This is a genomic window from Pseudomonas sp. RIT-PI-S (assembly GCF_025642975.1).
In the GTDB taxonomy this organism is placed as follows: Bacteria; Pseudomonadota; Gammaproteobacteria; order Pseudomonadales; family Pseudomonadaceae; genus Aquipseudomonas.
Map to the genome: position 1 here is coordinate 63,563 of NZ_JANZKJ010000012.1, position 24,845 is coordinate 88,407.

The following is a 24,845-nucleotide window of genomic DNA, read 5'->3' on the forward strand; positions in this document are numbered from 1 at the left end:
ATTACTGGGCCACCGGCAGCAGCTTGGCGAATGCCTGGTCGAGGGCGACGTCGGCCTCGGCTATCCGCGCTACCCGCTGATGCAACCATTCACGGTCGCTCGACAGGCGTTCCCGCGCCTCGCTGAGCATCCGCTGCACCTCGGCGGGCTGCGGGCCACCGGTCCCCTTGCGACTGTTGACCATCGCTTCAGGCGAGAGCGTGGCCCTGAAGGCTGCTTCGTCCAACGGCAGGGTATCAGGCGCCCACCCGTACTTGTCGGCGGCCTTGGTATAGAGCTTTTGCGCATCGGCATAGGGGAAGTTTTTCGGCGTCTGCCCCTCGGCCCGCGCCTGCTCCACGATCAGTGAGGCAAAGCTGTGGCCGATCCGGAACGGCACCTTGTGCTGGCGTTCGAGCGTGTCGGCCAGCTCCATCGAGGTCGTCCACTCGTTCTCGAGTTCTTCCCGCGCGCGTTGCGGATTGATTTGCAGCGCGTCGAGCACCGCGTTCATGCCGACGAACATGTCGTTGGCGCTGGCGAACAAGCCGAGTGAATCGTACGCGAACTTGTAATCCGTCATGCCGGTGGTCACGTTGTGCGCGCGTATGGTCACCGCCTGGGCCAGCCCTACCACGTCCGACGCTGATTCCCGCGCGCGCATCAACAGGCCAGGGTTACGCTTTTGCGGCATGGCGCTGCTGGTGTAGGTCTGTTCTTCGTCGAGCAATAGCCACGGCCGGATCTGATGGTACTGGGTATGGATGTCGCCGATCATCGCGCCCACGCGAATCGCGCTGGACGAGGCGATGGCGGCAGCCTCCAGGGGGATGTCGTAGGTCGATACCTGGCTTGAGTCCAGCGAGTTCTCGCGTACTGCGTCAAAGCCCAGCAACTGCGCCAGGCGCTCTCGATTCAACGGGTAAGCCGAGTTGGCCAGCACCGCGGTGCCCATCGGGCTCTGGTTCAAGCGCGCATACAACTCGCGCAAGCGTTGGCCATCTCGGTCGAAGGCCGCCTCGAACGCCAAGAGATAGTGGGCATAAGTGATCGGCATCGCTTGCACACCGTTGGTGTAAGCCGGCACCAAGGTGTCGACGTTTTTCGCCGCCAGCTCCAGGATACGCTGGCGCAAGAGGTTCAACCCGTGGGCGTAGGCCAGCACCTGGCTGCGCAACGCCGCCAGCCGGTAAGTGGCCAGCATGTCCTGGCGGCTGCGCCCGGAATGGATCAGTGATGCTTCCGGCCCGATCTTGTCGATCATGATCTGCTCCAGTTGCAGCACATCGCTAGGCCGCTTACCCCCGGGCTGCGCGCCCTGGTCGATGGCGAACCGCACGCCCTCCGCCAGTTTGCCGGCCAGTGGCCGAGGCACGATGCCCTCTTCGGTAAGCATCACCAATGAGGCTTTGTTGATCCGGTTGAGCCAGTCGAACTGGCTTTGCCCCTTGGCGGCCTGGACCTTGGGCTTATCGACGCTGGCGCCGATCTTCGCCGCCTGGCTGGCGCACTGTTCGGTGGTGGCGCAAGGCACCTCGGCGGTGTTGGCGGCAAAGGCGTTGCCGTACATCAAGGCATAACCCACGGCGAGCGTGAGCAGGGGCTTGGAGAGGTTCATGGCGTATGCTCCAGGGCGCATTTATAGCAAAGGTATGGTGTAGCTGATGATCACGCGGTGCTGGTCGATATCGTTGCCAGTGCCATTGCTGCGGTACGAGCCGTTGCGCCAGCGCAGGTCAAGGTTCTTGAGCGGGCCGGATTGCACGGTGTAAGCGATATCGGTGTTGCGCTCCCACTCAGTACCTTCCAGGCGCGCAGTGCGTTGAAAGTGGTCGCCGCGCAGGTAGCGGGTCATGAAGGTCAACCCCGGCAGCCCCACCGCCGCGAAGTCATAGTCGTAACGCAGCTGCCAGGAGCGCTCGTCGGGGTTGGCGAAGTCTGGAGAGATCATTACGTAGTTCACCAGGTACGAATCCGTGCCATCCAGGTGAGGGAAGCCGGTTCTGCCGTTCATTACCTGGTACGCGGCGCCGAACTCATGGGCGCCCGCCACGTAGGTGAATTTGGCGCCGTAGGCACGGTTATCGATGTTGCTGTTGCCTTCAGCGCTGGAGTCGGCGTAACGCAGGTCGCTTTTGAGCGACCTGCCAGCGCCCAAGGGCAGGCTATGGGTTACGGAAAGGATGTGCTGTTGGTAATTGCGGTCCAGCTCCCCGTAATGGTAGGCCGTGGTCAACTGTTTGCTCCAGGCGTAGCTGGCGCTGAGCAAGTCGAAGCGGTCGCTTGGCGTACCTCCGGTCATGCCTTTGGCCGAGGCTTCGATGTCGCCATGGCCGGCTTCGTTGCGCAGGGTATTGCTCGTGAGGCGCCCCGCGGTAAGCGTGAGCTGGTCGATGTCGCGGGAGGTCAGCAATGCGCCACGGAACGTCTGCGGCAATAATCGCCCATCGTTGGGCAATACCGTGGCCAAGCGAGGCATCAAGGTGCCGGCCTTGAGTTCGGTTTTGCCTAGTTTCATTTTCGCCGCCAGGCCCAGGCGGCTGTAATCGTCTGGCGCCTTCGGGTCGCCTTCGGGCAATAGGCCAGTGCCCTGGCGACCGGGGCCGGAGTCCAGCTTTACACCTAACAGCCCGAGCGCATCGACCCCAAAGCCTACGGAGCCTTCGGTATAGCCCGACTGCACGTCGAGCAGAAAGCCCTGCGCCCATTCATCGCGCTTGGACTGATTGGCATTGTCCTGGTGGTAGTCGCTGTTGAAGTAGAAGTTGCGTAATTCAAGCCCGGCCTTGGTGCCTTCGAGAAATTCCGCGCAGGCGGGCCCGGCGATGCCCAGGCTGAGCACGGGCACGCAGCTCCAGGCACATGGCATTCTTGTCATGGCGACGGTCCTTCTTTTTATTGTTAGTGACTGTGGTGCGTCAGAACGCAGGCCGAGAATAGGAGGGCCAGAGGAAGATTGAAAATATCGGATAAGGGGGAGCTGCATAGCTTATGGATATGCAGAAAGACCGGCGCCGGGCCTGTTGATGGGCGAACTACAAGGGAGCAGTTATGCGGGAATCGCGGGGGCGCTACCCCGATGCAAGCGCACTGAGGATGGCTCATGAACGAGCCTTTGTAGCGCGGAGACATCGCGGCCTTCGCCATCTCCAAAACAAAAAAGGCGACCTTTTCAGGTCGCCTTTTCGGCAGCTCATGGGTGTTCAGTGGGCCCAATAAGCAAATATGGCGCAGCGGACGGGACTCGAACCCGCGACCCCCGGCGTGACAGGCCGGTATTCTAACCGACTGAACTACCGCTGCGCGATACACAGAGCGAGTGGTGGGTGATGACGGGATCGAACCGCCGACCCTCTGCTTGTAAGGCAGATGCTCTCCCGGCTGAGCTAATCACCCTTTGTCTCTCGGTGTGGCGCGCATTCTACGGACGGCTTTCCCTGCTGGCAAGCACTTTTTAAAAAAGTTTTTCCTGCCCTTCCAAAGACTTAGAGCAGGGTTGGCCTGGGCCTGAACAGAGAGAATAATGCGCGGCTTCTGTACTTCAAGAGACACCCGCCCATGTGGTTCAAAAACCTGCTTGTCTACCGCCTCACCCAGGATGTGCCGTTCGACGCCGAGGCACTGGAAGCCGCGCTGGCCAGCAAGCCGGCCCGCCCCTGCGCCAGCCAGGAGCTTGCCACCTATGGTTTCGTGGCCCCGTTCGGCAAGGGCGAGGATGCTCCGCTGGTGCACCTGAGCCAGGATTTCCTCCTGGTTGCCGCGCGTAAGGAAGAACGCATTCTGCCCGGCAGCGTGGTGCGTGACGCCGTGCAGGAGAAGATCGAAGAGATCGAAAGCGAGCAGATGCGCAAGGTATATAAAAAGGAACGCGACCAGATCAAGGACGAGATCATCCAGGCCTTCCTGCCCCGCGCCTTTATTCGCCGCTCCAGCACCTTCGCCGCGATCGCGCCGAAACAGGGGCTGATCCTGGTCAACTCGGCCAGCGCCAAGCGCGCCGAAGACCTGCTCTCCACCCTGCGCGAAGTCATGGGTTCCCTGCCGGTGCGGCCGCTATCGGTCAAGATCGCGCCCAGCGCCACCCTCACCGACTGGGTGAAAACCCAGAAGGCCGCCGCAGACTTCTTCGTGCTGGACGAGTGCGAGCTGCGCGATACCCACGAGGATGGCGGCATCGTGCGCTGCAAGCGCCAAGACCTGACCAGTGATGAAATCCAGCTGCACTTGAATACCGGCAAGCAAGTCACCCAGCTCGCCCTCGCCTGGCAGGACAAGTTGTCCTTCGTGCTGGACGACAAAATGGTGATCAAGCGCCTGCGCTTCGAGGAGCTGTTGCAGGACCAGGCCGAGGAAGACGGTGGCGAAGAAGCCTTGAGCCAGTTGGATGCCAGCTTCACCCTGATGATGCTGACCTTCGGCGACTTCCTGCCGGCGCTGTTCGAAGCTTTGGGCGGGGAAGAAATCCCGCAGGGGATCTGAGCCCTCCGTTAAGCACACCACTATAAAAAGGAACATCGCATGCGCGCCCTGGCCGCCTTCAGCCGTTTCGTGGGGAATACCTTCGCTGTCTGGGTGCTGCTGTTCGCCCTCCTGGCATTTTTCGAGCCCGCCTGGTTCATCGGGCTCAAGGGCTACATCGTTCCACTGCTGGGGCTGGTGATGTTCGGCATGGGCCTTACGCTCAAGCTGGACGACTTCGCCGAGGTGTTCCGCCATCCCTGGCGCGTCGGCCTGGGCGTGGTGGCGCATTTCGTGATCATGCCTGGGGTGGCCTGGCTGCTGTGCCAGGCGTTTGCCTTGCCGCCGGAAATCGCGGTTGGGGTCATTCTGGTGGGTTGCTGCCCAAGCGGCACTTCGTCCAACGTAATGACCTGGCTGGCCAAGGGCGACCTGGCGCTGTCGGTCGCCATCGCCGCGGTCACTACCCTGCTCGCGCCCTTGCTCACGCCAGCCTTGATCTGGCTGCTGGCGTCGGCCTGGATGCCCGTGTCCTTCTGGGACATGTTCTGGTCGATCCTGCAGTTCGTGATGCTGCCCATCGTGCTTGGGGTGATCGCTCAGCGGCTGCTGGGCAAGGCGGTGAGCGTGGCGGTGGAGGTGCTGCCGCTGGTGTCGGTGGTGAGCATCGTGATGATCGTATGCGCCGTGGTGGCTGCCAGCCAGGCCCGGATCGCGGAATCCGGGTTGCTGATCATGGCCGTGGTGATGCTGCACAACGGTTTTGGCTATTTGCTGGGTTATTTCACCGGGCGCCTGTGTGGCTTGCCGCTGGCGCAGCGCAAATCGCTGGCACTGGAAGTCGGCATGCAGAACTCAGGCCTGGGCGCCGCGCTGGCCGCGGCGCACATCTCGCCCATCGCCGCCGTGCCCAGCGCGCTGTTCAGCGTATGGCACAACATCTCAGGGGCCCTGCTGTCGACCTTCTTCCGGCGGATGAAGGGGACCGAATAAACGCCCCTTGGGCCGGTGGGCGTTCGCATTGCAACGCCCCTGGCTGGCAACAGCCTGCGAACCCAGGTGCCAGGGGTTCGCGGGCTTCGCCGGATGGCCGCCCCCTCCTACAGCTCGCTCCCGCGTAACGCCTGCACTCGCTCGCGCATCAGCGCCGGCAGGTGCTCCTCCTCGCTCAGCGGCGGGCCCGCCACTACCGCAACGCGCGACCAGAACCTGCGGAACAGCCCCTTGTGCGGCGCACGGCTGAAGAAGCTGCCCCACAAACCACGCAAGGCCATGGGTACGACTGGCACTGCGGTCTGCTGCAGGATGGTGGTGGTGCCGCTCTTGAACGCATCGATCTCGCCGCTAGTGGTCAGCTTGCCCTCCGGGAACACACATACCAGCTCACCGGCAGCCAGGTAACCGGCCACGTCGCGGAAAGCGCGCTCGTAGGTGAGCAAGTCCTCGGAACGGCCGGCGATCGGAATCGCCCCCACGGTGCGGAAGAAGAAATTCAGCACCGGCAGGTTGTAGATCTTGTAATACATCACGAAACGCACCGGCCGGCGCACCGCGCCGGCAATCAACAGCGCGTCGACAAACGACACGTGGTTGCACACCAGCAAGGCCGCGCCCTCGTCGGGGATATGCTCCAGCCCCTCATGGCGCACCCGGTACATGGAGTGGCTGAGCAGCCAGATAAGGAAGCGCACGCTGAACTCGGGCACGATCTTGAAGATGTAGGCGTTGACCGCGACGTTCATCAACGACACCACCAGGAACAGCTCGGGGATGGTCAAGCCGGCGCCGCTGAGCAGCCCCACCCCGACCACCGCCGACACCACCATGAACAGCGCGTTGAGAATGTTATTGGCGGCGATGACCTGGGCGCGCTCGTGCTCCGGAGTGCGCGACTGGATCAATGCATACAGTGGCACGATATAAAAGCCGCCGAAGATGCCCAGGCCGAGGATATCCAGCAGCACCGGCCATACCGCCCCCAGGCCGAGCAGTTGTGACCAGCTATAGGCGCCCTGCTCCGGCGCCACGACCGCGCCGGAATGCCACCACCAGAGCAGGCCAAAGAAGGTCAGGCCGAAGGAGCCGAACGGCACCAGGCCGATTTCCACGTGACGGCCCGACAACCGCTCGCAGAGCATTGAGCCGAGCGCGATGCCGACGGAAAACACCGTCAGCACCAGGGTGACGGCGGTTTCGTCGCCATGCAGCCAGGTCTTGGCGTAGGTGGGGATTTGCGTCAGGTAGATGGCGCCCACGAACCAGAACCACGAGTTGCCTAGCAGCGAGCGGGACACCGCTTGGGTCTGGCCAAGGCCCAGCCGCAGCGTGCGCAAGGTTTGCGCCGGCACGTTCCAGCTGATCCGCATGCCGGGCGCGGCGGCGGGGGCCGAAGGGATGGCGCGGCTGGCCAGATAGCCAAGCGCGGCGACCACCACGATGGCCACGGCGACGCCCGGTGCGTAGACGGTCTCGGCCATCAGTACCCCCGCGCTGATGGTGCCGCCCAGAATGGCCAGGAAGGTGCCCATTTCCACCAGGCCATTGCCGCCCAGCAGTTCCCGGGGCGTCAATGCCTGGGGCAGGATCGAATACTTCACCGGGCCAAAGACCGCGGAATGGGTGCCCATGGCGAAGAGCGTGAGCAATAAAAGCGGCAGCTGGCCATAAAGAAAGCCGGCGGCGCCCACCCCCATGATGGCGACTTCCGCGAGTTTGATCGCGCGGATCAGCCGGTCCTTGGCAAAGCGCTCGCCTACCTGCCCGGCAAGCGCCGAGAACAGGAAGAACGGCAGGATGAACAGCAACGCGCACAGGTTGATCCAGAAGGTCCGGTCGCCCTCCACGCTGAGCTTGTAAAGGATGGCCAGGATAAGCGATTGCTTGAACACGTTATCGTTGAACGCGCCCAGGGCCTGGGTCAGAAAAAACGGCAGAAAGCGCCGCGTGCGCAGCAACTCAAGCTGTGAACTCATCGTCCTTGGATCTCTTCGGGCGCCAAATGGCAGGTTGTGCGTTATTGGAAGGCCTGGCCTGGGAAAAAGCCACAACCAACGCCGCCTGCAGCCTTCAGGGTAGACGATGGTCGCGACTGACGAACCGCGCCGGCCATGCCAGACTGCCGCATTGCCTGAGCGCCAACTCGTAAGCGTTCGCGGGCGCTGCCCCGCTCCCACAACTGCCCCGTCCACGCCTTCCACGGAGCCACAATGTCGCTTTCCAGCGGGTTGATCGCCGCGGTCGCCCTGGCCTACATGGCCGTCATGTTCGCCATCGCCTATTGGGGCGATCGCCGCCAGACCTCGCTGCCACCGCGCCTGCGGGCCTGGGTGTACAGCTTGTCGCTGGCGGTGTATTGCACCAGCTGGACCTTCTTCGGTGCCGTAGGGCAGGCGGCCGAGCAACTGTGGGCCTTCCTGCCCATCTACCTGGGCCCGGCGCTGCTGCTGTTACTGGCACCACGCGTGCTGCAGAAGATGGTGCTGATCAGCAAGCAGGAAAACATCACGTCCATCGCAGACTTCATCGCCGCCCGCTACGGCAAGTCTCAGCCCTTGGCGATCGTGGTGGCGCTGATTTGCCTGATCGGCATGCTTCCGTACATTGCCCTGCAACTCAAAGGCATCGTGCTGGGCGTGAACCTGCTGATTGGCGCAAGCGCCGACGCCACCGGGCCGCGCGCCCAGGACACCGCCATGGTGGTGTCGCTGGTGCTGGCGCTGTTCACCATCGTGTTCGGTACGCGCAGCCTGGATGTGACCGAGCACCACCGCGGCATGGTGTTGGCCATTGCCTTCGAGGCGCTGGTCAAGCTGTTCGCGTTCCTGGCCGTGGGGGCCTTCATCACCTACCAGTTGTACGGCGGTTTTGCTGACCTGCTAGACCAGGCTAGGCAGGCGCCGGCGCTGGAGAACTACTGGAACGAAACCATCAATTGGCCCGCGACACTGGTGCAGACCGGCGTGGCCATGATGGCGATGATCTGCCTGCCGCGGCAGTTCCAAGTCACGGTGGTGGAAAATATCGAACCGCGGGACCTGCGCCTGGCCCGCTGGGTGTTCCCTGGCTACTTGATCCTGGCGGCGCTGTTCGTGGTACCGATCGCCCTGGCCGGGCAAATGCTGTTGCCCAACGCGGTGATCCGCGACTCGTTCGTGATCAGCCTGCCCTTGGCCCAAGCGCACCCGGCGCTGGCCCTGCTGGCATTTCTAGGCGGCGCCTCGGCGGCCACGGGCATGGTGATCGTGGAAAGCGTGGCACTGTCGACCATGGTGTCGAACGACATCCTCCTGCCTTGGCTGTTGCGCCGTCAGCGCGCCGAACGCCCGTTCGAGGCCTTCCGCCACTGGATGCTCTCGGCGCGCCGGGTCAGCATCCTGGCGATCCTGCTGCTGGCCTATGTGAGTTATCGCCTGCTGGGCTCCACAGCGAGCCTGGCGACCATCGGGCAGATCGCCTTTGCCGCTGTCGCCCAACTGACCCCGGCCATGGTCGGCGCGCTGTACTGGAAGCAAGCCAACCGCCGCGGCGTGTTCGCCGGCCTCGCCGCAGGCGTGTTCCTCTGGTTCTACGCGCTGGTGCTGCCGATCGCGGCCCATAGCCTGGGCTGGCCGCTGGGCGCTTTCCCGGGGCTGGGTTGGCTGCACGGCAACCCGCTGCGCCTGCCCATTTCGCCGCTCACTCAAGGCGTGGTGCTGTCACTGGCAGGCAATTTCATGCTGTTCGTGTGGGTGTCCGTGCTGTCGCGCACGCGCGTTTCCGAACATTGGCAGGCTGGCCGTTTCGTTGGCCATCCGCATAGCATCCGGCCGGGCAACAAAGGTTTGCTGGCCGTACAGCTCGACGACCTGCTCAAGCTGGCCAGCCGCTTCGTGGGCGAGGAACGCGCTCAGGAAAGCTTCAGTCACTTTGCCGCCCGCCAGGGCAAGGCGTTCAACCCCGGCCAGAACGCAGACCCGGAATGGATCGCCCACACCGAACGGCTGCTCGCCGGCACCCTGGGGGCTTCCTCCACTCGGGCAGTGGTAAAAGCGGCCATCGAGGGCCGCGACATGCAGCTCGAGGACGTGGTGCGTATCGCCGACGAAGCCTCGGAGGTGCTGCAATTCAACCGTGCGCTGCTGCAAGGCGCCATCGAAAACATCACCCAGGGGATCAGCGTGGTCGACCAGAACCTGCGCTTGGTGGCCTGGAACCGGCGCTATTTGGAGCTGTTCAACTACCCCGAGGGGTTGATCGCCGTGGGCCGGCCGATCGCCGATATCATCCGCTTCAACGCCGAGCGTGGCTTCTGCGGCCCGGGCGAGCCCGAGGAGCACGTGGCGCGCCGGCTGCACTTTATGCGCCAGGGCCGCGCGCACACCTCCGAGCGGGTGTTTCCCAATGGCCAGGTGATCGAGCTGATCGGCAACCCCATGCCCGGCGGCGGTTTCGTGATGAGCTTTACCGATATCACCGCCTACCGCGAAGCCGAGCGGGGCCTCAAGCATGCCAATGAAAGCCTGGAACTGCGGGTGGCCGAGCGCACCGGCGAGCTGTCGGCGCTGAACCTGGCCCTGACCGAGGCCAAGGCCCATGCCGAGCTGGCGAACCGCTCCAAGAGCCGCTTTCTGGCGGCGGTGGGCCATGACCTGATGCAGCCGATGAACGCCGCCCGGCTGTTTTGCGCCGCGCTCGGGCACCAGGGCGACGAGCTGCCAGCCGAGGCACGGCAACTGGTCCGGCACATGGACAGTTCGCTCCGCTCGGCCGAAGACCTGATCAGCGACCTGCTGGACATCTCGCGCCTGGAAAACGGCCGCGTCACCCCGAGCCGCGCCAGCTTCGCCATCGAGGAGCTTTATGGGGCGCTGGGCACTGAGTTTACAGCCCTGGCCCAGGAACAGGGCTTGAGGTTCCGGGTACGCGGCAGCGCGCTACGGGTCGACAGCGATATCAAGTTGCTGCGGCGCATCTTGCAGAACTTCCTCACCAATGCCTTTCGCTATGCCAAAGGCCCGGTGCTGCTGGGCGTGCGCCGCGACGGCCAGACGGTGCGGCTCGAGGTCTGGGATCGCGGCCCCGGCATTCCGGATGACAAGCTCGGCGTGATTTTCGAGGAGTTCAAGCGCCTGGACAGCCATCAAACCCGGGCCGAAAAAGGGCTCGGGCTAGGCCTGGCCATTGCCGACGGGCTCTGCCGGCTGCTCGGGCACCGCCTGGGGGTGAGGTCCTGGCCGGGCCGTGGCAGCGTGTTCAGCGTAAGCGTGCCCCTGGCAAAAGCGGCTGCTCCGGCGCCGCCGCCGGTGGCACCGACGGCGCAACCGCTCAGTGGGTTGCGGGTACTGTGCGTAGACAATGAGACGAGCATCCTTACCGGCATGGCCAGCCTGCTTAGCCGTTGGGGCTGCACCGTATGGACGGCCGCTGGGCGAGAGGATTGCGCCGCCCTGCTCGCCGAGGGCGCGCGGCCACAATTGGCACTGGTGGACTACCACCTGGATCTAGGCGACACCGGGCCCTCACTGGTTGCCTGGCTGCGCACGACGCTCAACGCTCCGATCCCGGGCGTGGTCATCAGCGCCGACGGCCGCGCCGAGACGGTGGCGCAGGTGCACGCCGCCGGGCTGGACTACCTGCCCAAACCGCTGAAGCCGGCTGCACTCAGGGCGCTATTGAACCGGTATCTGGCCAGCCGGGACCTGGCGCGGGCCTGAGTCCTCATCGAGGGGCCCGGCGGTTCTCACCTCGCCTGTGGCCAGGGCCTTGTCGAGCAGGTCGGCCGGCAGGCTTTTGCTGGCCCGGGCACCGAGCAGCTTGAGCTGCTCGCTACGGCTGACCAGGTTGCCGCGCCCCTCCGTGAGCTTGTTGCGCGCGTTGGCGTAGGCTTTATCTAACTGCTGCAGGCGGCTGCCGACTTCGTCCAGGTCCTGCACGAAGAGCACGAACTTGTCATAGAGCCACCCCGCGCGCTCGGCGATTTCCCGCGCGTTCTGGCTCTGCCGCTCCTGCTTCCACAGGCTGTCCACCACTTTGAGCGTGGCCAGCAGGGTCGTTGGGCTGACCACCACGATCTGCTTGTCGAAAGCCTCCTGGAACAAGCCGGGCTCATGTTGCAGGGCCGCGGCGAAGGCAGCTTCGATCGGCACGAACAGCAGCACGAAGTCCAGGCTATGCAAGCCCTCGAGGCGGCTGTAGTCCTTACCGGCCAGGCCCTTGATATGAGCCCGCAGGCTTTGTACGTGCTGCTTGAGCGCGGCCTGAGCCACGTCGGCCTGGGCCGCGCCCACATACTGCTGCCAAGCCACCAGGCTTACCTTCGCATCCACCACCACCTGCTTGTCGCCAGGCAGGCTGACCAACACGTCGGGCTGGAAGCGCTCGCCGTCGGCGCTCCTGAGGTTGACCTGGGTCCGGTATTCCCGCCCCTTTTGCAGGCCGGCATGCTCCAGCACCCGCTCGAGCACCAGCTCGCCCCAGTTGCCCTGGGTCTTTTGGCCCTTGAGCGCCTGGGTCAGGTTGGTAGCCTCGTCGCTCAGGCGCAGGTTCAACTGCTGCAAGCGCTCCAGCTCCTTACCCAGGGAGAAGCGCTCCCGTGCCTCGGTGCGGTAGCTTTCCTCCACGCGTTTTTCGAAAGCCTGGATGCGTTCCTTCAGCGGGTCTAACAGCTGGCCGAGGCGCTGCTGGCTGTTCTCGGCGAAGCGCTGCTCGCGCTCTTCGAAGATCCGTCCAGCAAGCTCGGCGAACTGCGCGCGCAATTCGTCACGGGCGTTCTGCATGTCTTGCAAGCGCTGCTGATGGCCTTCCTGCTGTTCCCGCAGCTCAGCGCCCAGCGCGGCGCAGCGGGCTTCGAGCTGGCGCACTTCGGCCTCGCGCCGGGCCCGCTCGTGCCCCCAGGCATGGGCGGCATCGCGGCCGTTGTCCACCTCAACCCGCAGCAATTCCAGTTCCCTCACAGCGCCAGCCTGCTCGGCCCGGGCGGCAGCATGCTGCTGTATCAGGGCGGCCAGTTCCTGGGCTTGGGTGGCCAGCCGCTGCTCCAGCACCTGCTCATGGGCTTGCAAAGCCCGGATCCGCTCTTCGAGCACCGGGGCATCAGCCTTGGCCATCGCCGCGCCGCGGTAAAGCAGCCAGGCAAAGCCCAGGCAAGGAAGTGCCCCGAGGAGCGCGGCGAACAGCAAGCGGAAATAGTCGTCGGGCATGAATATACCGGTCATGGGGGAAATGCACATCGAAGCGAATAGGCAAGCGAACCTATTCTACTCACCTCGCAGGTTATGCCGAAAAATTACAGCCCACTGCTTGACAACGGGGAGCAGCGGTCAAGGGCACGCGGGCTCGCTTTCGCGTAAATGCCGGGCTAGAGCAATCCCCGTTCACAATCCACAGAACCTGTGGATAACTCAGTGGACAACGCCCTGTGGGCGCCCTCAAACACCGATGGGCCGGGGCTTCTAGACAAACTGTCGATTTTTTCACCAGCCCCGAAAAGTGTTTTTTTTCATTGACTTAAAAAATAAACCGATGCAGCGAGGAAATACAGAAAGGGCCAAGCGGGAATGTGACAAATCCGCTTCATCATGTGCACAACGCTATGGCTGAGCGCAAGGCGCTACGCAGCGTTGGCCCTGGATTGAGATGTGAGGGGTCATAACCAATTACTACCGTTCATCGGCTTTCGATGAAAAGGCTTGTTTAGATAAAGCAGAAACGATAGTTTCCGCCGCAGTTTGTACAAAAGCTGAAAGCTCTTTCGGCCGCTCAAGTCCCACCAGCCTTTCCGCCGATGCCTCGCGTCGAGCCCTTCGCTGTTACTCCGGACCTCACACGGCCTTCTGGCCAGCGCCAAGCGTCCTTTATCGTCACGCCTCGCTGTCTCGCTTCCTAAGGTTTTGCCGCGACCTGCCGTTATCTAAGGTCCCGGCCGCCTCTCGTCTTGCGTACCGACCGCCGCCTGCGCCTTGTTCACATTGGCGTCACAGGCGCGCTGTACTGTTCTGGCAGGTTTCCCGCTTTTACTTAGGCGGGCCGGAACAAATTCAATGCCCACGGCTCTGATCCGTGTCAATCGCAGGAACACATAACATGACGTTCAACACTCAAACCCAGGTGGCTATCCACACCCTGTCTCAAGCCTTCGCACCGTTGCGCTGCGTGATCCTTGCCGCGCGCAATGAAAGCTTCAGCTTCTCGGTGGTCAACGAGCACGGCGTGGCTCGCCATACCGAGCGCCTCTACCCTGAGCAATACGCAGCGCCGGCCCCGCTGCAGGCCGTGATCGAGCGCGCACGCCAGTCGCTGGTCGCGTAAGTTCTCGAAAGCTGCCAGCTTCGCCTTGCGGGCAGGCGGTAAAGTTCCGACGAACGCACACTTGCGCCTCTTACTTAAAGCTAAGCTTTAACTTGAGCGGTGCGCGAGCGGCGGGCCGCTTCCGAGCGGGCCCTGTCCGAATGATCGCTGCCACGCGTGGGGCCCGCTTGTTTTATCTCTGTTACAAATATTTCTCTAGGTCGTCCCTGATCTCGACTTTTGCTGAATCGGCCCGGTGTGGGCACTTCGCAAACATTTGTTACTCCAGTGCTATAAGCGTCAAATAACCATCGCCTCTGCCAAAGCCCCAAGCCATGCCGCTTGAGCCGCTGCAGACGAAGCGAGCGAGGCGCTATGCGTCAATAAACCTGTGTCAGCATTTAACGGTAAGGCCGCCGTCGGTCATCATCCGCGAGTGGCTTGAGAGCCATTTTAGTCGGATTGTCCGACAAAATAGCTCTATCTTGCATGATACAGGCTATGGCGCCGCCTCCGATTTATTGGTAATTTGCGCCGGTGATCACCCTCGGAGTAACAACAACAATGAAAAAAGTCATGATCAGATCGAGCCTCGGCCTCGCAGTCACGCTCGCCTCCACCCAACTCTTCGCCAGCGGCTTCGCCATCAACGAGCAAAGCATCAGCGGCATGGGCGTGGGCTTCGCGGGTCGATCGTCATCGGCAGAAGACGCCAGCACCGTCGCCGGCAACCCGGCCGGCATGGCGCGACTCAAGCAGGAGCAATTCACCGTAGGTGCCGCCGGCATCTATGCCAACACCGACATCGATCATTCCCGCGCTACCCTGGGTGGCAGCAGCGATGGCGACATGGTGCCGCTGGTTGGCGTGCCCATGGGCTACTACGTCAAGCCCCTGAACGACCAATGGGCCGTCGGCTTCGGCGTGTATGTGCCGTTCGGCCTGGCGACCGACTATGAAAGCGGCTATGCCGGCCGTTACTACGCTGACAAGAGCGTGGTGAAGGTCATCACCTTCCAGCCGACCATCAGCTATGCCTTCAACGACAAAGTCTCCATTGGTATAGGCCCTACCTTCAACCGCATCGAGGGTGAGCTGACTTCGCGGACTATCAACGCCCTCAACCCGGTTTCCGGTGGCGACGGCGAGGTGAAGATCAAGGGTGACGACACCGCCGTAGGCTTCAACGCCGGTATCCTGGTACAAGCTACCGACAAGACCAGCCTGGGGCTGACCTACCACTCCAAAGTGGATTACAAACTGGATGGCAACACCAAGGGTAGAAACCTGAACTTTCCCGGTGCGCCCACTTTGAATTTCAAGGCCGACGCTTCGCTCGACCTGGATACGCCTGAGTCGGTGGACCTGTCGTTTACCCATAAGCTGGATGACCGCTGGACTCTCTACGGCGGCAGCACCTGGACCCGTTGGAGCCGCCTGAAGGACATCACCGTCGAGAGCGAAGTCAGCGGTGTGCCTGCACGGGCGGGCTTGGGCACCATTACCGAAGAACAGAACTGGCACGACACTTGGGCGCACGCCATCGGTGCTTCGTACAAGCTGAACAAGGAATGGACCCTGCGCACCGGCTTCAGCGTGGACCAGTCGCCAACCAACAATACCAACCGTTCGCCGCGCATCCCATCGGGTGACCGTCGCATCTTCAGCCTGGGTGCGGGCTACAGCCCGACTGACAACATCACCCTGGACTTCGCCTACTCCTACCTGAAGGAAGAAAGCGTCGACGTGAACCTGGTCAGCGCTACCAAAGGCGCCTACAGTGCGACCTACCACAACAGCGCGCATGGCTTCGGCAGCTCCTTGACCTACAAGTTCTGATCCGCCCACGCCTGAAAAAAACCGCCCACCCGGGCGGTTTTTTTATGGAACGCGCAAGCGCAACGCTCTGCGTGCACTCGGGGTGCCTGTTTCAGTTTCGGGAAGGGTGTATGCGCGAGCATTCACAAGCCCAGCACCCGGCCGACGCTGGCCTGCCGTCTCCCAATAGGCGTGGTGGGGGAACGCCGCCTTCCGATGGGACTCCTAGCCATTAGAGGCTCATAACAGCGCAGTCAGGAGAAACCGATGGCAATCTCAGTTAAAAAGCTGGAAGGCGAGCAAATACCGGAAGATCTTCGTAATTCAGGCGCTGAGCAGGCTTTCGCCGTTACCGAAGACGACGGAACAGTGCACCTCACGGACAGCGATGAAGCAGCGGCGAAGCTTGCCGTGAAGCTTAGTGATCCCTCGCGCTCGACGCAGGACGCCGAGCACTGAATGCCAATTCACTCACTTAAGCGCTAGCGCCACCAGCAGCACCCCTTCCAACCCCTCGACCAGCGCCCCGGCCGTATCGCCGGTGGTCCCGCCCAGCCGCCGAAGCAGCAATCCGCGCAACCATAGAAAGGCCACCACAGCGGCGAACACCGTGCGCGCACCAAGGAAAGCGATGCCCGCCGCCAGGCAGGCGGCCAGCACTGCCCAAGCCAGGTGCCGAGGCAGATGATTGGCCAATGCTTGCCCTAGCCCTCCGGGGCGGACATAGGGCGTAGTGAGGAACAATGCAAGCAGCGTGGCGCGGCCAAGCGTGGGCACCAGCAGCCAGGCACCGCCCTGCCCTGCCTCTAGCAACGCGACCAGGGCAGCGAACTTGAGCAATAGCAGCAGCACCAGCGCCACCACGGCCATCGGCCCGCTGCGCGGGTCTTTCATGATGGCAAGAGTACGTTCCCGGTCGCCGTAACCGCCGACCCAGGCGTCGGCAGTGTCTGCAAGGCCATCAAGGTGCAGCCCACCCGTCAGCCCCACCCATACCGCTAGCAGCAACGCCGCATGCAGCGCCACCGGGGCGTTCCCGAGCAGGCGGTCCATCGCCCAAAGCACAGCGGCGAAGAGCACGCCCACCAGCGGGTAGAACAACAGTGACTTGCCCGTTTCCGCAGGTGTAGGCATGCGTGACAAGCGCACGGGCACGCTGCTGAGAAACTGCAAGGCAATCCACCAAGGCATCATCACAGCGCCGCCAGGCTGCCGTCGTCGGCCACGGCAATCCGGTGCAACGCACCGTGTGCGACTTCCACGTCCAACAGGCGGCTCACGGGCAACCCGCGCGCCCTGGCCAATAACAATCGCATCACGCCGGCGTGCCCTACTATCAATAGCTGCTGATTGGGATAACCCGCCAGCAAGGCTGCCACCCCGCACTCTACACGGGGCACGAACTCCGCCAACGGTTCCGCGCCGGGAGGGGTGTAACGAAAGGGGTCCTGCCAAAAATTGCCCAATGCTTCGGCGTCGCTCGCCATCAGTTCGGCAGCGCTGCGGCCCTCCCACTCGCCGAAATGCAGTTCACGCAGGTCCGGCAGGGTCAGTAACGGCCGCTGCAAGCGGTCGGCCAAGGCCTGCGCGAAATCTGCGCAGCGGCGCAGCGGCGAAGTCACAATGGCGTCCCAGGGGCCCTGGCCGAGCACTGCAGCTTCCAGGGTGGCCCAACCGGCACTGGTCAACGCGTCATCCAGGCTGCCGCGAAAGCCGCCGCCGCGCTCGGTCTCGCCGTGGCGCAGCAGATCGAGCCTGAGGCTCATGCGGGACGATCCGCCACCGCGGCTTCGGCGAACGTGGCCATGCCGCCGTGCAGCTCGCAAGCCAAGCGCATCAGCGGCACCGCAAGCGCCGCACCGCTGCCCTCGCCCAAACGGAGCCCCAGTGCCAGCAGGGGCTCTGCGTCCAACGCCTGGAGCACACGCTTGTGGCCAGGCTCCGCGCCTTGATGGGCGAAGAACAGCCAGGGCTGGCAGCCAGGGTTCAAGCGCACGGCGACCAGGGCGGCGACCGAGCAGATGAAGCCGTCTACCAGCACCGGTAACCCGGCCTGTGCCGCTCCCAGGTAACTGCCCACCAAGGCGGCAATTTCGAAACCACCGAAGCACGCCAACACGGACAACGGCTCGCGCTCGGTGCCGGCATGCCGCTGGCGCGCCGCCTCGATCACCCGCGCCTTGTGGCTCACGCCATCCGCATCGAGCCCCGTGCCGGGCCCCACCAGTTCGCTGGCCGGGCAGTCGAGCAACAGGCAACCCAAGGCACTGGCGGCCGTTGTGTTGCCAATGCCCATCTCGCCGCCGATAAACAGCTGCGCGCCAGCGTTGGCAGCGCTCTGCGCGGTTTCCCGGCCGGCCAGCAGCGCCTGCTCGCATTCGGCGGTGGTCATCGCCGGCTCCCGGGCGAAATTACGGGTGCCGGCGCCGAGCCGTACTTGCCGCACTCCGGGGAGGTCGAGCGGCACCAGCGTGCCCATGTCGACCACAGCCATGTGCGCGCCCAGGCTCCGCGCCAGCACGCTGATAGCGGCTCCGCCGTTGATGAAGTTGCGCAGCATTTGCCCGGTCACTTCCTGCGGATAGGGGGAAACCCCCTCGGCGACGACGCCGTGGTCGCCCGCGAACAAACCGATATGAACCTCGCCCACCCGTGGCCGGGGGGTGCCCTGCAATGCCGCGAGGCGCACGGCGATCGCTTCGAGCTGGCCGAGGGAGCCGGCGGGCTTGGTCAGCTGCCGCTGGCGCTCCAGGGCGACCTCGGCAAATTGCGCGTGGGCTTGGGCGCACGGCTGCTGCCACCAGGCTGTGGTCATGGGGTAGGTCCTTTGAGGGTAAGGGGAAGGCCAGCGACGGTAAGGATCACCTGCTGGCAACGTTCGGCAATGGCTTGATGCAGCAGGCCCGCTTCATCCACGTAACGGCGGGTCAGCTCACCCAGGGGGACAATGCCCAACCCGGTTTCATTGCTGACCATGATGATTTCGCCCGGGAGCTGGCCCAGGGTAGCGAGCAGTGCGTCACGCTCCTGCCCAAGCCGCTCGGGGTCGTCCAGCACCAGCAGGTTGGTCAGCCAGAGGGTCAGGCAGTCCACCAGCAGGCACTGGCCAGGCGCGGCATGGTTCGCCAGGGTTGCGGCGAGCGCCAACGGTTCTTCGACCAGTTGCCAATGCTCGGGCCGCCGCGCCTTATGCAGGCGTACCCGGGCGTCGAGTTCAGCGTCACGTGGCTCGCTGGTGGCGATGTAGGTCACTGCCAGGCCACTTGCCACGGCGAAGTTCTCGGCCAAGCGGCTTTTGCCCGAGCGGGCGCCGCCAAGGATCAACCGCAGCATGTCAACGCCCTCCCAGGCACAATTGGCGAAGCCGCGTGGTGTTCAGGTGGGCGGCTACCGAGTCAGCGAGCCGTTCGATGTCCCGCTCGCGCAGGGCGTGGTAATCGAATGGGTCGGCAGCCTGCAGCCCGGCCCAGCGCAGCAGCGCGGCGCACGCGGCTGGCGACTCGAACAGGCCGTGTACATAGGTGCCCATCACCTGCCCGTCTTCGCTGATGGCGCCATCGCCTCGCCCCTCGTCGAGCCACAGCGCAGGGCGATCCAGCGCGGCCCCCTCACTGACCCCGGCATGAATCTCATAGCCGTGCACCGGCACGTCGTGCTGGGCCAGCCGGCCGCTGACGTTACGCAGCTGTTTGTCCGCCGCCAGGGTGGTATTCAACGCTAGCCAGCCCAGCCCAGGGCTTTCTCCCGCCGGCCCTTCGATACCCAGCGGATCGGCGATGCGCGCGCCCAGCATCTGCAAGCCGCCACAGATGCCGAGCACTTTGCCGCCATACCGCAGATGGCGAGTGATGGCCTGGTCCCAACCGCTTTCACGTAGCCGCGCCAGGTCTGCCCGAACGCTCTTCGAGCCAGGCAGGATGATCAGGTCCGCCGGCGGCACGGGTTCGCCCGGGCGAACGAAGCTCAGGGAAACCTGTGGGTGCAAGCGCAGGGGGTCGAAATCCGTATGGTTACTGATGCGCGGCAACACCGGCACGACGACCCGCAACAGCTCGCCCAGTTTGGCCGGCTGGCGATTGTCTATGGCGTCCTCGGCTTCAAGGTGGAAGTCCGTAAGGTAGGGCAGCACACCCAATACGGGTTTGCCGGTGTGCGCTTCGAGCCAGTCCAGGCCAGGCTGCAACAGGGCAAGGTCGCCGCGAAAGCGGTTGATCACGAAACCCTGAACCCGCGCCTGCTCGCTCTCGGAAAGCAGCGCCAGGGTGCCGACCAGGTGGGCGAACACCCCACCTCGGTTGATGTCGGCGACCAGGATCACCGGGCAGTCCACCGCTTCGGCGAAGCCCATGTTGGCGATGTCGCCTTCGCGTAAATTGATCTCGGCGGGCGAGCCAGCCCCTTCCACCATCACCACCTGATACGTGGCCGCAAGCCGCTGGTGGGAAGCAAGCACCGCGCGCATCGCCGTGGCCTTGTAGCCGTGGTAGCGCAGCGCATTCATATTGCCCACCGCCCGGCCGTGAATGATGACCTGGGCGCCGGTGTCGCTGTTGGGTTTGAGCAACACCGGGTTCATGTCGGTATGGGGCGCAAGGCCGCTGGCTTGCGCTTGTACCGCCTGGGCACGGCCGATTTCACCACCGTCGGCGGTAACCGCGCTGTTGAGCGCCATGTTCTGAGGCTTGAACGGCACCACGGCGACCCCTTCGCGGCGCAACCAGCGGCACAGCCCCGTCACCAAGGTACTTTTGCCGGCGTCCGAGGTGGTGCCCTGCACCATTAACGTAGGCATCAGGCCTCCTCTGGGAACCCGGCCAGCGCTTCGCCCAGCCGTTGCCACTGGCGGTCTTCGGCCGGCAAGCCGAAGCGCAAGCTGCCGGTATGGCGAAACAGCCGAACCAGGATGCCGCGCTGGGCTAGGTAAAGGTAAAGCGCCGCGGCGCGCTCGCTGCGCACCCACTGGAACAACGCGCAACCACCGGCGGGCGCCCATCCGTGCTCGGCGAGCAGCGCGGCCAGCTGCGCGGCGGCGGCAGTGCAGCGCTCGATCTGCCGCCGGTGGCCCGGGCCATCCTGCAGGCAGGCACGCCCAAGGGAACGGGTGGGGCCACTGACCGCCCAAGGGCCCAGCTGCTCGGCGAGCGCAACCAGCAGCCGCGGCTCAGCCAGCACAAAGCCCAGGCGTACCCCAGCCAGGCCAAAGAATTTTCCGAAGGAGCGCAACACGATCAAGCCGGGGCGGTTGGTTTCACTGGCCAGGCTGTGGGCCGGCGTCATGTCCATGAAGGCTTCGTCTACCACGAGCCAGCCGCCGCGGGCGGCCAGCCTGGCCTGCCAGGCCAGCAAGGTCTCCGCGCTCACCAGGCGCCCGGTGGGGTTGTTCGGGTTGACCACCACCAGCACGTCGAGGCCGTCGAGGTAGCTTTCTGCTTCATCGTCGGCCAGTTCCCGTACCACGTGACCACCCCGCCGCCAGGCTTCGGCGTGCTCGGCATAACAGGGGCCGAGCACGCCCACCTTGCCGCTGCGGCGCAGCCGTGGCAGCAGCTGAATGGCCGCCTGCGAGCCGGCCACTGGCAATGACTGCTCGGCGCCATAGTAGCGGCAGGCGGCCGCTTCCAGGCCGTCGTCCGGTTCCGGCAAGCGAGCCCAGGCGCGCTCGGGAATGGCTGGAATGGTCCACGGCCAAGGCGCGATGCCGGTGGAAAGATCGACCCAGGCGGCCTCGTCGATACCGAATTCCTGCGCTGCCGCGCGTAACCTGCCGCCATGTTCAAGCATAGAATTGCGTCCCCACGCAGATGATCAGCAACCATAGCCAAACGCCCCGCTGCACCAAAGCCCAGGCGCGTTCGATGGCATCGGCGCCCGGCGCAGGCCCTTCGCCCAGCACCGGCCGCTGATGAAGCTCACCGTGATAAACCGCAGGCCCGCCCAGCTCGACCCCCAGCGCACCGGCGCCGGCGGCCATCACCGGGCCGGCGTTGGGGCTGTCCCATAGATGGCCCTGGCGTTTCCAGCAGCGCAGCGCCAGGCCAGTCTTGCCCAGGATGGCATAGGTCAGCGCCGCGAGCCTGGCGGGCACCAGGTTGAGCAGGTCGTCGATCCGCGCCGCGGCCCAGCCGAAGCGCTCGAAACGTTCGTTGCGGTAACCCCACATGGCATCGAGGGTGTTGGCCAGGCGGTACAGCACCACCCCTGGCACGCCGCCGACGACGAACCAGAACAGCGCGGCGAAGACCGCGTCGCTGCCGTTTTCCAGCGCTGATTCGGTGGCGGCCTTGGCGACCCCGGTGGTGTCTAGCTCCTCGGTTTGGCGGCTCACCAGGCGGCCTACGCGTTCCCGTGCCAGGGGGAGGTCTGCGCTGCGCAGCGCGCCGGCCACCGGCTGCAGATGTTCGCCGAGGCTACGCAGGCCCAGCGCCCAATAGAGCGCCAGCACCTCGACCACGCCTCCAATCAACGGCAGCCACGACAGCAGCGTCAGCAGCAACACAGGCGGCAGCACTGCCATCGACCAAGCCGTCACACCGTGGCTGCGCCAGCCATGGCCGGCGAAATTGAAGCGCTGCTCCAACCGCTGCGCGAGGCGGCCGAAGCCAACCAGCGGATGCCAGCGGCGCGGTTCGCCAAGCAAGGCGTCCAGGGCGACCGCCATTACACAAGCCAAGGCAAGGTTCACGAGGCCGCTCCCCAGCTGTCTTCGAACAACAGTTCCTGCAACGGCTTCTCTTCTGCCCAACCCTCGAGCACCAGCATGGGGGCGGGATAGAACGCCTCCACCGGGCCCAGGCAGAGCACGGCCATCGGCTTGCCGCCGGCGGGTATGTTGAGCAGGCGGCCCAACTGCTCGGGGTCGAACAAGGACACCCAGCCCATGCCCAAGCCCTCGGCCCGAGCAGCGAGCCAGAGGTTCTGCACCGCGCACGAAAGCGACGCCAGGTCCATCTCAGGCAAGGTGCGGCGGCCGAACACATGCTGCTCGCGGCCCTCCATCAGCGCGACCACCAGCAGCTCGGCGCAATCGCGCACGCCTTCTACCTTCAGCTTCATAAAGTCGTCGGCACGCTCGCCCAAGGCCTCGGCGGTACGCACCCGTTCTTGCTCCACCAGTTGGTAGATCGCCTCGCGCAGCGCCGGGCGGCGGATGCGAATGAACCGCCAAGGCTGCATCAGGCCCACGCTGGGCGCCTGATGCGCGGCCGCAAGCAATCGCTGCAGCACCTGTGGCGCGACCTCGCCACCGGTGAAATGGCGCATGTCCCGCCGCTCGGCGATGGCCCGGTAGACCGCCGCCCGCTCGGGTTCACTGTAGGCATGTTCGGTCATGGTTGTCGCCCGCCGGGGTGGAGCAGATCCGCCGCCAGCCCGGGGTCCGAAGGAAAGTAGAAATGCACGTACGAAGCCGTGAGCCGGCCGGCCTGGTAGACCGCCTCGGCACCGCGCCCGCCATTGGGGCTCACCCCACGGGCGATTGGCTGCCAAGGCGTGCTGGTCAGTGAATGGTGATAGGTGTGCCCGCGCAGGCAACCCCTGGGCAGTTCCACCCGTTGCAGGGCGAGCGCGGCCAGGCGCTTTTGCATGCTCGCCTCACCGGGCATCAGCCCCAGCAATGCCGCCCGCTCGCCGCCCACATCGGTGAGCCCGTCCAGCAGGTAGAGCATGCCGCCACATTCGGCGAGCAAGGGTTTGCCTGCCCGGTGGTGATCGCGAATGGCGCTGAGCATTGGCAGGTTGGCGGCCAGGCGGTGGTGATGCAACTCTGGGTAGCCTCCGGGCAGGTACAGGCTGTCGCAGGGCGGCAGTTCGGCATCGGCCAGCGGCGAGAAGAACGACAGCTGCGCGCCCATGGCCTGCAACAGGTCCAGGTTGGCCCGGTACAGGAAAGCGAAGGCTTGGTCCTGCGCCACGGCGATTCGCACCCCGTTGAGCAGCGGCGGCAACGCCGCGGCGGCCGGTGGCGCGAAGCACACCGCTGGCGGCAGGGCATCGTCGCAGCTGGCGGCCAGCGCCTCGGCGGCGGCATCCAGGCGTCGGTCGAGGTCTTCCAGCTCGCTGGCCTGAACCAGCCCCAGGTGCCGGCTCGGCAGGCTGATGGCCTGCTCCCGGGGCAGGCCACCGAACCAGCGCAGGCCGTGGGTGAGGCTATCGCGCAGCAATTCGCCATGGCGGGTGCTGCCCACTCGGTTGGCCATGACCCCAGCGAAGGCCAGTTCCGGCTTGTATTGGGCCAGGCCCAGCGCGAGGGCGCCGAAGGTCTGCGCCATGGCGGTCCCGTCGATCACGGCCAACACCGGCACACCCAATTCAATGGCGAGGTCCGCGCTCGAAGGCGTACCGTCGAACAAACCCATCACCCCCTCGATCAGAATCAGGTCCGCGGTTCCAGCGGCCTCCCACAGCAGCCGCCGGCTTTCGTCAGCGCCGACCATCCACAGGTCCAGCTGGTACACCGGCGCACCGCTGGCGCGCTCTAGAATCATTGGGTCGAGAAAGTCCGGCCCGCACTTGAACACCCGCACCCGCCGCCCCTGGTTGCGATGCAGCCGGGCCAAGGCGGCGGTCACTGTGGTCTTGCCCTGGCCAGACGCCGGCGCGGCGATCAGCACGGCGGGGCACTGCCGGGTCGCACTCACCATTCGATGCCTTTTTGTGCCTTGATGCCGGCCTGGAACGCATGCTTGATCAGGCCCAGCTCGCTGACGGTATCGGCGGCCTCGAGCATCTCCGGCTTGCCAGCGCGGCCAGTGACGATCACATGCTGCAGGGGTGGGCGCGCCTTGAGGTCGGCGATCACCGCATTGGCATCGAGATAGCCGTGCTTGAGGGCGATGTTGAGCTCATCGAGTAATACGAAACCGATGCTGGGGTCCGACAGCAGGCCGCGGGCAACCTCCCAGGCGGCCTCGGCGGCGGCGATGTCGCGCTGGCGGTCCTGGGTTTCCCACGTGAAGCCTTCGCCCATCACATGAAAGCTCACCTCCTCCGGGAAACGGCGGAAAAACGCTTCCTCGCCAGTGGTCTGCCGCCCTTTGATAAATTGCACCACGCCGCAGCGCAAGCCATGGCCCAGCGCCCGGGCCAGCATGCCGAAACCGGAGCTGCTTTTGCCTTTGCCGTTGCCGGTCAGCACCAGCAATACGCCGCGCTCGTCCGCCGAAGCGGCGATACGGGCATCGATCACGGCTTTCTTGCGCGCCATGCGGGCTTGATGGCGCTCGTCGCGCTCAGGGGATTCGTTCATCGCTGCACTAGTTCCGCACGTCTGCACGCTCGCGGGTACGCACCGACCACGCACCCTCGCCAGAACCTGGCGGGCACGATGA

20 protein-coding genes and 2 tRNA genes are annotated in these 24,845 nt (G+C 64.6%); 6 read left to right on the top strand and 16 right to left on the bottom strand.

The window, feature by feature from the left end; genetic code table 11:
* Position 1 precedes the first annotated feature (1 nt).
* The 4 genes from OGL93_RS16550 to OGL93_RS16565 form a co-directional block, all read right to left on the bottom strand.
* A complete protein-coding gene (locus tag OGL93_RS16550; RefSeq protein WP_263263894.1) occupies positions 2 to 1,597 on the bottom strand; it encodes an argininosuccinate lyase in 1,596 nt (531 codons plus the stop codon).
* A gap of 21 nt (positions 1,598 to 1,618) precedes the next feature.
* Complete coding sequence (locus OGL93_RS16555; RefSeq protein ID WP_263263980.1) at positions 1,619 to 2,848, bottom strand: OprD family porin; 1,230 nt, start codon at positions 2,846 to 2,848, stop codon at positions 1,619 to 1,621.
* Positions 2,849 to 3,205: 357 nt separating this feature from the next.
* Positions 3,206 to 3,282, bottom strand: a tRNA-Asp gene (locus OGL93_RS16560).
* A 17-nt stretch (positions 3,283 to 3,299) separates the two neighbouring features.
* Positions 3,300 to 3,375, bottom strand: a tRNA-Val gene (locus OGL93_RS16565).
* Between the two features lie 162 nt (positions 3,376 to 3,537).
* Between OGL93_RS16565 and rdgC the strand changes: the two genes are divergently transcribed.
* Both rdgC and OGL93_RS16575 read left to right on the top strand, forming a co-directional pair.
* Positions 3,538 to 4,458, top strand: a complete 921-nt coding sequence (rdgC, locus tag OGL93_RS16570) for a recombination-associated protein RdgC (protein WP_263263895.1) — start codon at positions 3,538 to 3,540, stop codon at positions 4,456 to 4,458.
* A 39-nt stretch (positions 4,459 to 4,497) separates the two neighbouring features.
* Positions 4,498 to 5,430 carry a bile acid:sodium symporter family protein gene (locus OGL93_RS16575; RefSeq protein ID WP_263263896.1) on the top strand — a complete coding sequence of 311 codons (933 nt, stop codon included), beginning with the start codon at positions 4,498 to 4,500 and terminating at the stop codon, positions 5,428 to 5,430.
* 107 nt (positions 5,431 to 5,537) lie between these two features.
* On the opposite strand, the gene OGL93_RS16580 is transcribed toward OGL93_RS16575, so the two are convergent.
* Positions 5,538 to 7,409, bottom strand: coding sequence for an MFS transporter (locus OGL93_RS16580; protein WP_263263897.1), 1,872 nt, complete (start codon positions 7,407 to 7,409; stop codon positions 5,538 to 5,540).
* Positions 7,410 to 7,643: 234 nt separating this feature from the next.
* Here OGL93_RS16580 and OGL93_RS16585 point away from each other — a divergent pair, with 234 nt between their 5' ends.
* Entirely contained in the window at positions 7,644 to 11,129 is a 3,486-nt protein-coding gene (locus tag OGL93_RS16585) for a hybrid sensor histidine kinase/response regulator (RefSeq protein ID WP_263263898.1), read from the top strand.
* Here OGL93_RS16585 and rmuC read toward each other — a convergent pair.
* Positions 11,085 to 12,614, bottom strand: coding sequence for a DNA recombination protein RmuC (rmuC, locus tag OGL93_RS16590; protein WP_263263899.1), 1,530 nt, complete (start codon positions 12,612 to 12,614; stop codon positions 11,085 to 11,087). The genes OGL93_RS16585 and rmuC overlap by 45 nt on opposite strands.
* Before the next feature lie 883 nt (positions 12,615 to 13,497).
* On the opposite strand from rmuC, the gene OGL93_RS16595 reads away from it, so the two are divergent.
* The 3 genes from OGL93_RS16595 to OGL93_RS16605 all read left to right on the top strand — a co-directional run bounded on the left by OGL93_RS16595 (position 13,498) and on the right by OGL93_RS16605 (position 15,978).
* Positions 13,498 to 13,722: a hypothetical protein gene (locus OGL93_RS16595; RefSeq protein WP_263263900.1), complete on the top strand. Its 225-nt coding sequence runs from the start codon at positions 13,498 to 13,500 to the stop codon at positions 13,720 to 13,722.
* Positions 13,723 to 14,265: 543 nt separating this feature from the next.
* The gene (locus OGL93_RS16600; RefSeq protein ID WP_263263901.1) at positions 14,266 to 15,540 is read left to right on the top strand and encodes an outer membrane protein transport protein; all 1,275 of its coding nucleotides are present in this window, start codon (positions 14,266 to 14,268) and stop codon (positions 15,538 to 15,540) included.
* A 246-nt stretch (positions 15,541 to 15,786) separates the two neighbouring features.
* Positions 15,787 to 15,978, top strand: a complete 192-nt coding sequence (locus OGL93_RS16605) for a hypothetical protein (protein WP_263263902.1) — start codon at positions 15,787 to 15,789, stop codon at positions 15,976 to 15,978.
* 12 nt (positions 15,979 to 15,990) lie between these two features.
* Here the strand turns inward: OGL93_RS16605 and OGL93_RS16610 are convergent, their stop codons facing one another.
* From OGL93_RS16610 to cobO, 10 genes are read right to left on the bottom strand one after another with little or no spacing between them, the layout of a single operon-like run.
* Positions 15,991 to 16,713, bottom strand: coding sequence for an adenosylcobinamide-GDP ribazoletransferase (locus OGL93_RS16610; RefSeq protein WP_263263903.1), 723 nt, complete (start codon positions 16,711 to 16,713; stop codon positions 15,991 to 15,993).
* Positions 16,713 to 17,285, bottom strand: a complete 573-nt coding sequence (locus OGL93_RS16615; RefSeq protein WP_263263904.1) for a histidine phosphatase family protein — start codon at positions 17,283 to 17,285, stop codon at positions 16,713 to 16,715. The genes OGL93_RS16610 and OGL93_RS16615 overlap by 1 nt, the downstream gene beginning before the upstream one ends.
* The gene (gene cobT / locus OGL93_RS16620; RefSeq protein ID WP_263263905.1) at positions 17,282 to 18,334 is read right to left on the bottom strand and encodes a nicotinate-nucleotide--dimethylbenzimidazole phosphoribosyltransferase; all 1,053 of its coding nucleotides are present in this window, start codon (positions 18,332 to 18,334) and stop codon (positions 17,282 to 17,284) included. The genes OGL93_RS16615 and cobT overlap by 4 nt, the downstream gene beginning before the upstream one ends.
* Positions 18,331 to 18,852 carry a bifunctional adenosylcobinamide kinase/adenosylcobinamide-phosphate guanylyltransferase gene (gene cobU / locus OGL93_RS16625; RefSeq protein ID WP_263263906.1) on the bottom strand — a complete coding sequence of 174 codons (522 nt, stop codon included), beginning with the start codon at positions 18,850 to 18,852 and terminating at the stop codon, positions 18,331 to 18,333. Before cobU ends, cobT begins: the two co-directional genes overlap by 4 nt.
* Position 18,853: 1 nt before the next feature.
* The gene (locus tag OGL93_RS16630; RefSeq protein ID WP_263263907.1) at positions 18,854 to 20,311 is read right to left on the bottom strand and encodes a cobyric acid synthase; all 1,458 of its coding nucleotides are present in this window, start codon (positions 20,309 to 20,311) and stop codon (positions 18,854 to 18,856) included.
* Positions 20,311 to 21,300 carry a threonine-phosphate decarboxylase CobD gene (gene cobD / locus OGL93_RS16635; RefSeq protein ID WP_263263908.1) on the bottom strand — a complete coding sequence of 330 codons (990 nt, stop codon included), beginning with the start codon at positions 21,298 to 21,300 and terminating at the stop codon, positions 20,311 to 20,313. The genes OGL93_RS16630 and cobD overlap by 1 nt, the downstream gene beginning before the upstream one ends.
* Positions 21,293 to 22,201 carry an adenosylcobinamide-phosphate synthase CbiB gene (gene cbiB, locus OGL93_RS16640; RefSeq protein ID WP_263263909.1) on the bottom strand — a complete coding sequence of 303 codons (909 nt, stop codon included), beginning with the start codon at positions 22,199 to 22,201 and terminating at the stop codon, positions 21,293 to 21,295. The genes cobD and cbiB overlap by 8 nt, the downstream gene beginning before the upstream one ends.
* Entirely contained in the window at positions 22,198 to 22,848 is a 651-nt protein-coding gene (bluB, locus tag OGL93_RS16645; RefSeq protein WP_263263910.1) for a 5,6-dimethylbenzimidazole synthase, read from the bottom strand. Before bluB ends, cbiB begins: the two co-directional genes overlap by 4 nt.
* Positions 22,845 to 24,155, bottom strand: a complete 1,311-nt coding sequence (locus tag OGL93_RS16650; RefSeq protein WP_263263981.1) for a cobyrinate a,c-diamide synthase — start codon at positions 24,153 to 24,155, stop codon at positions 22,845 to 22,847. The genes bluB and OGL93_RS16650 overlap by 4 nt, the downstream gene beginning before the upstream one ends.
* Positions 24,152 to 24,763 (bottom strand): cob(I)yrinic acid a,c-diamide adenosyltransferase, encoded by a 612-nt coding sequence (gene cobO, locus OGL93_RS16655; protein WP_263263911.1) that lies wholly within the window; start codon positions 24,761 to 24,763, stop codon positions 24,152 to 24,154. The genes OGL93_RS16650 and cobO overlap by 4 nt, the downstream gene beginning before the upstream one ends.
* Positions 24,764 to 24,845: the final 82 nt, after the last annotated feature.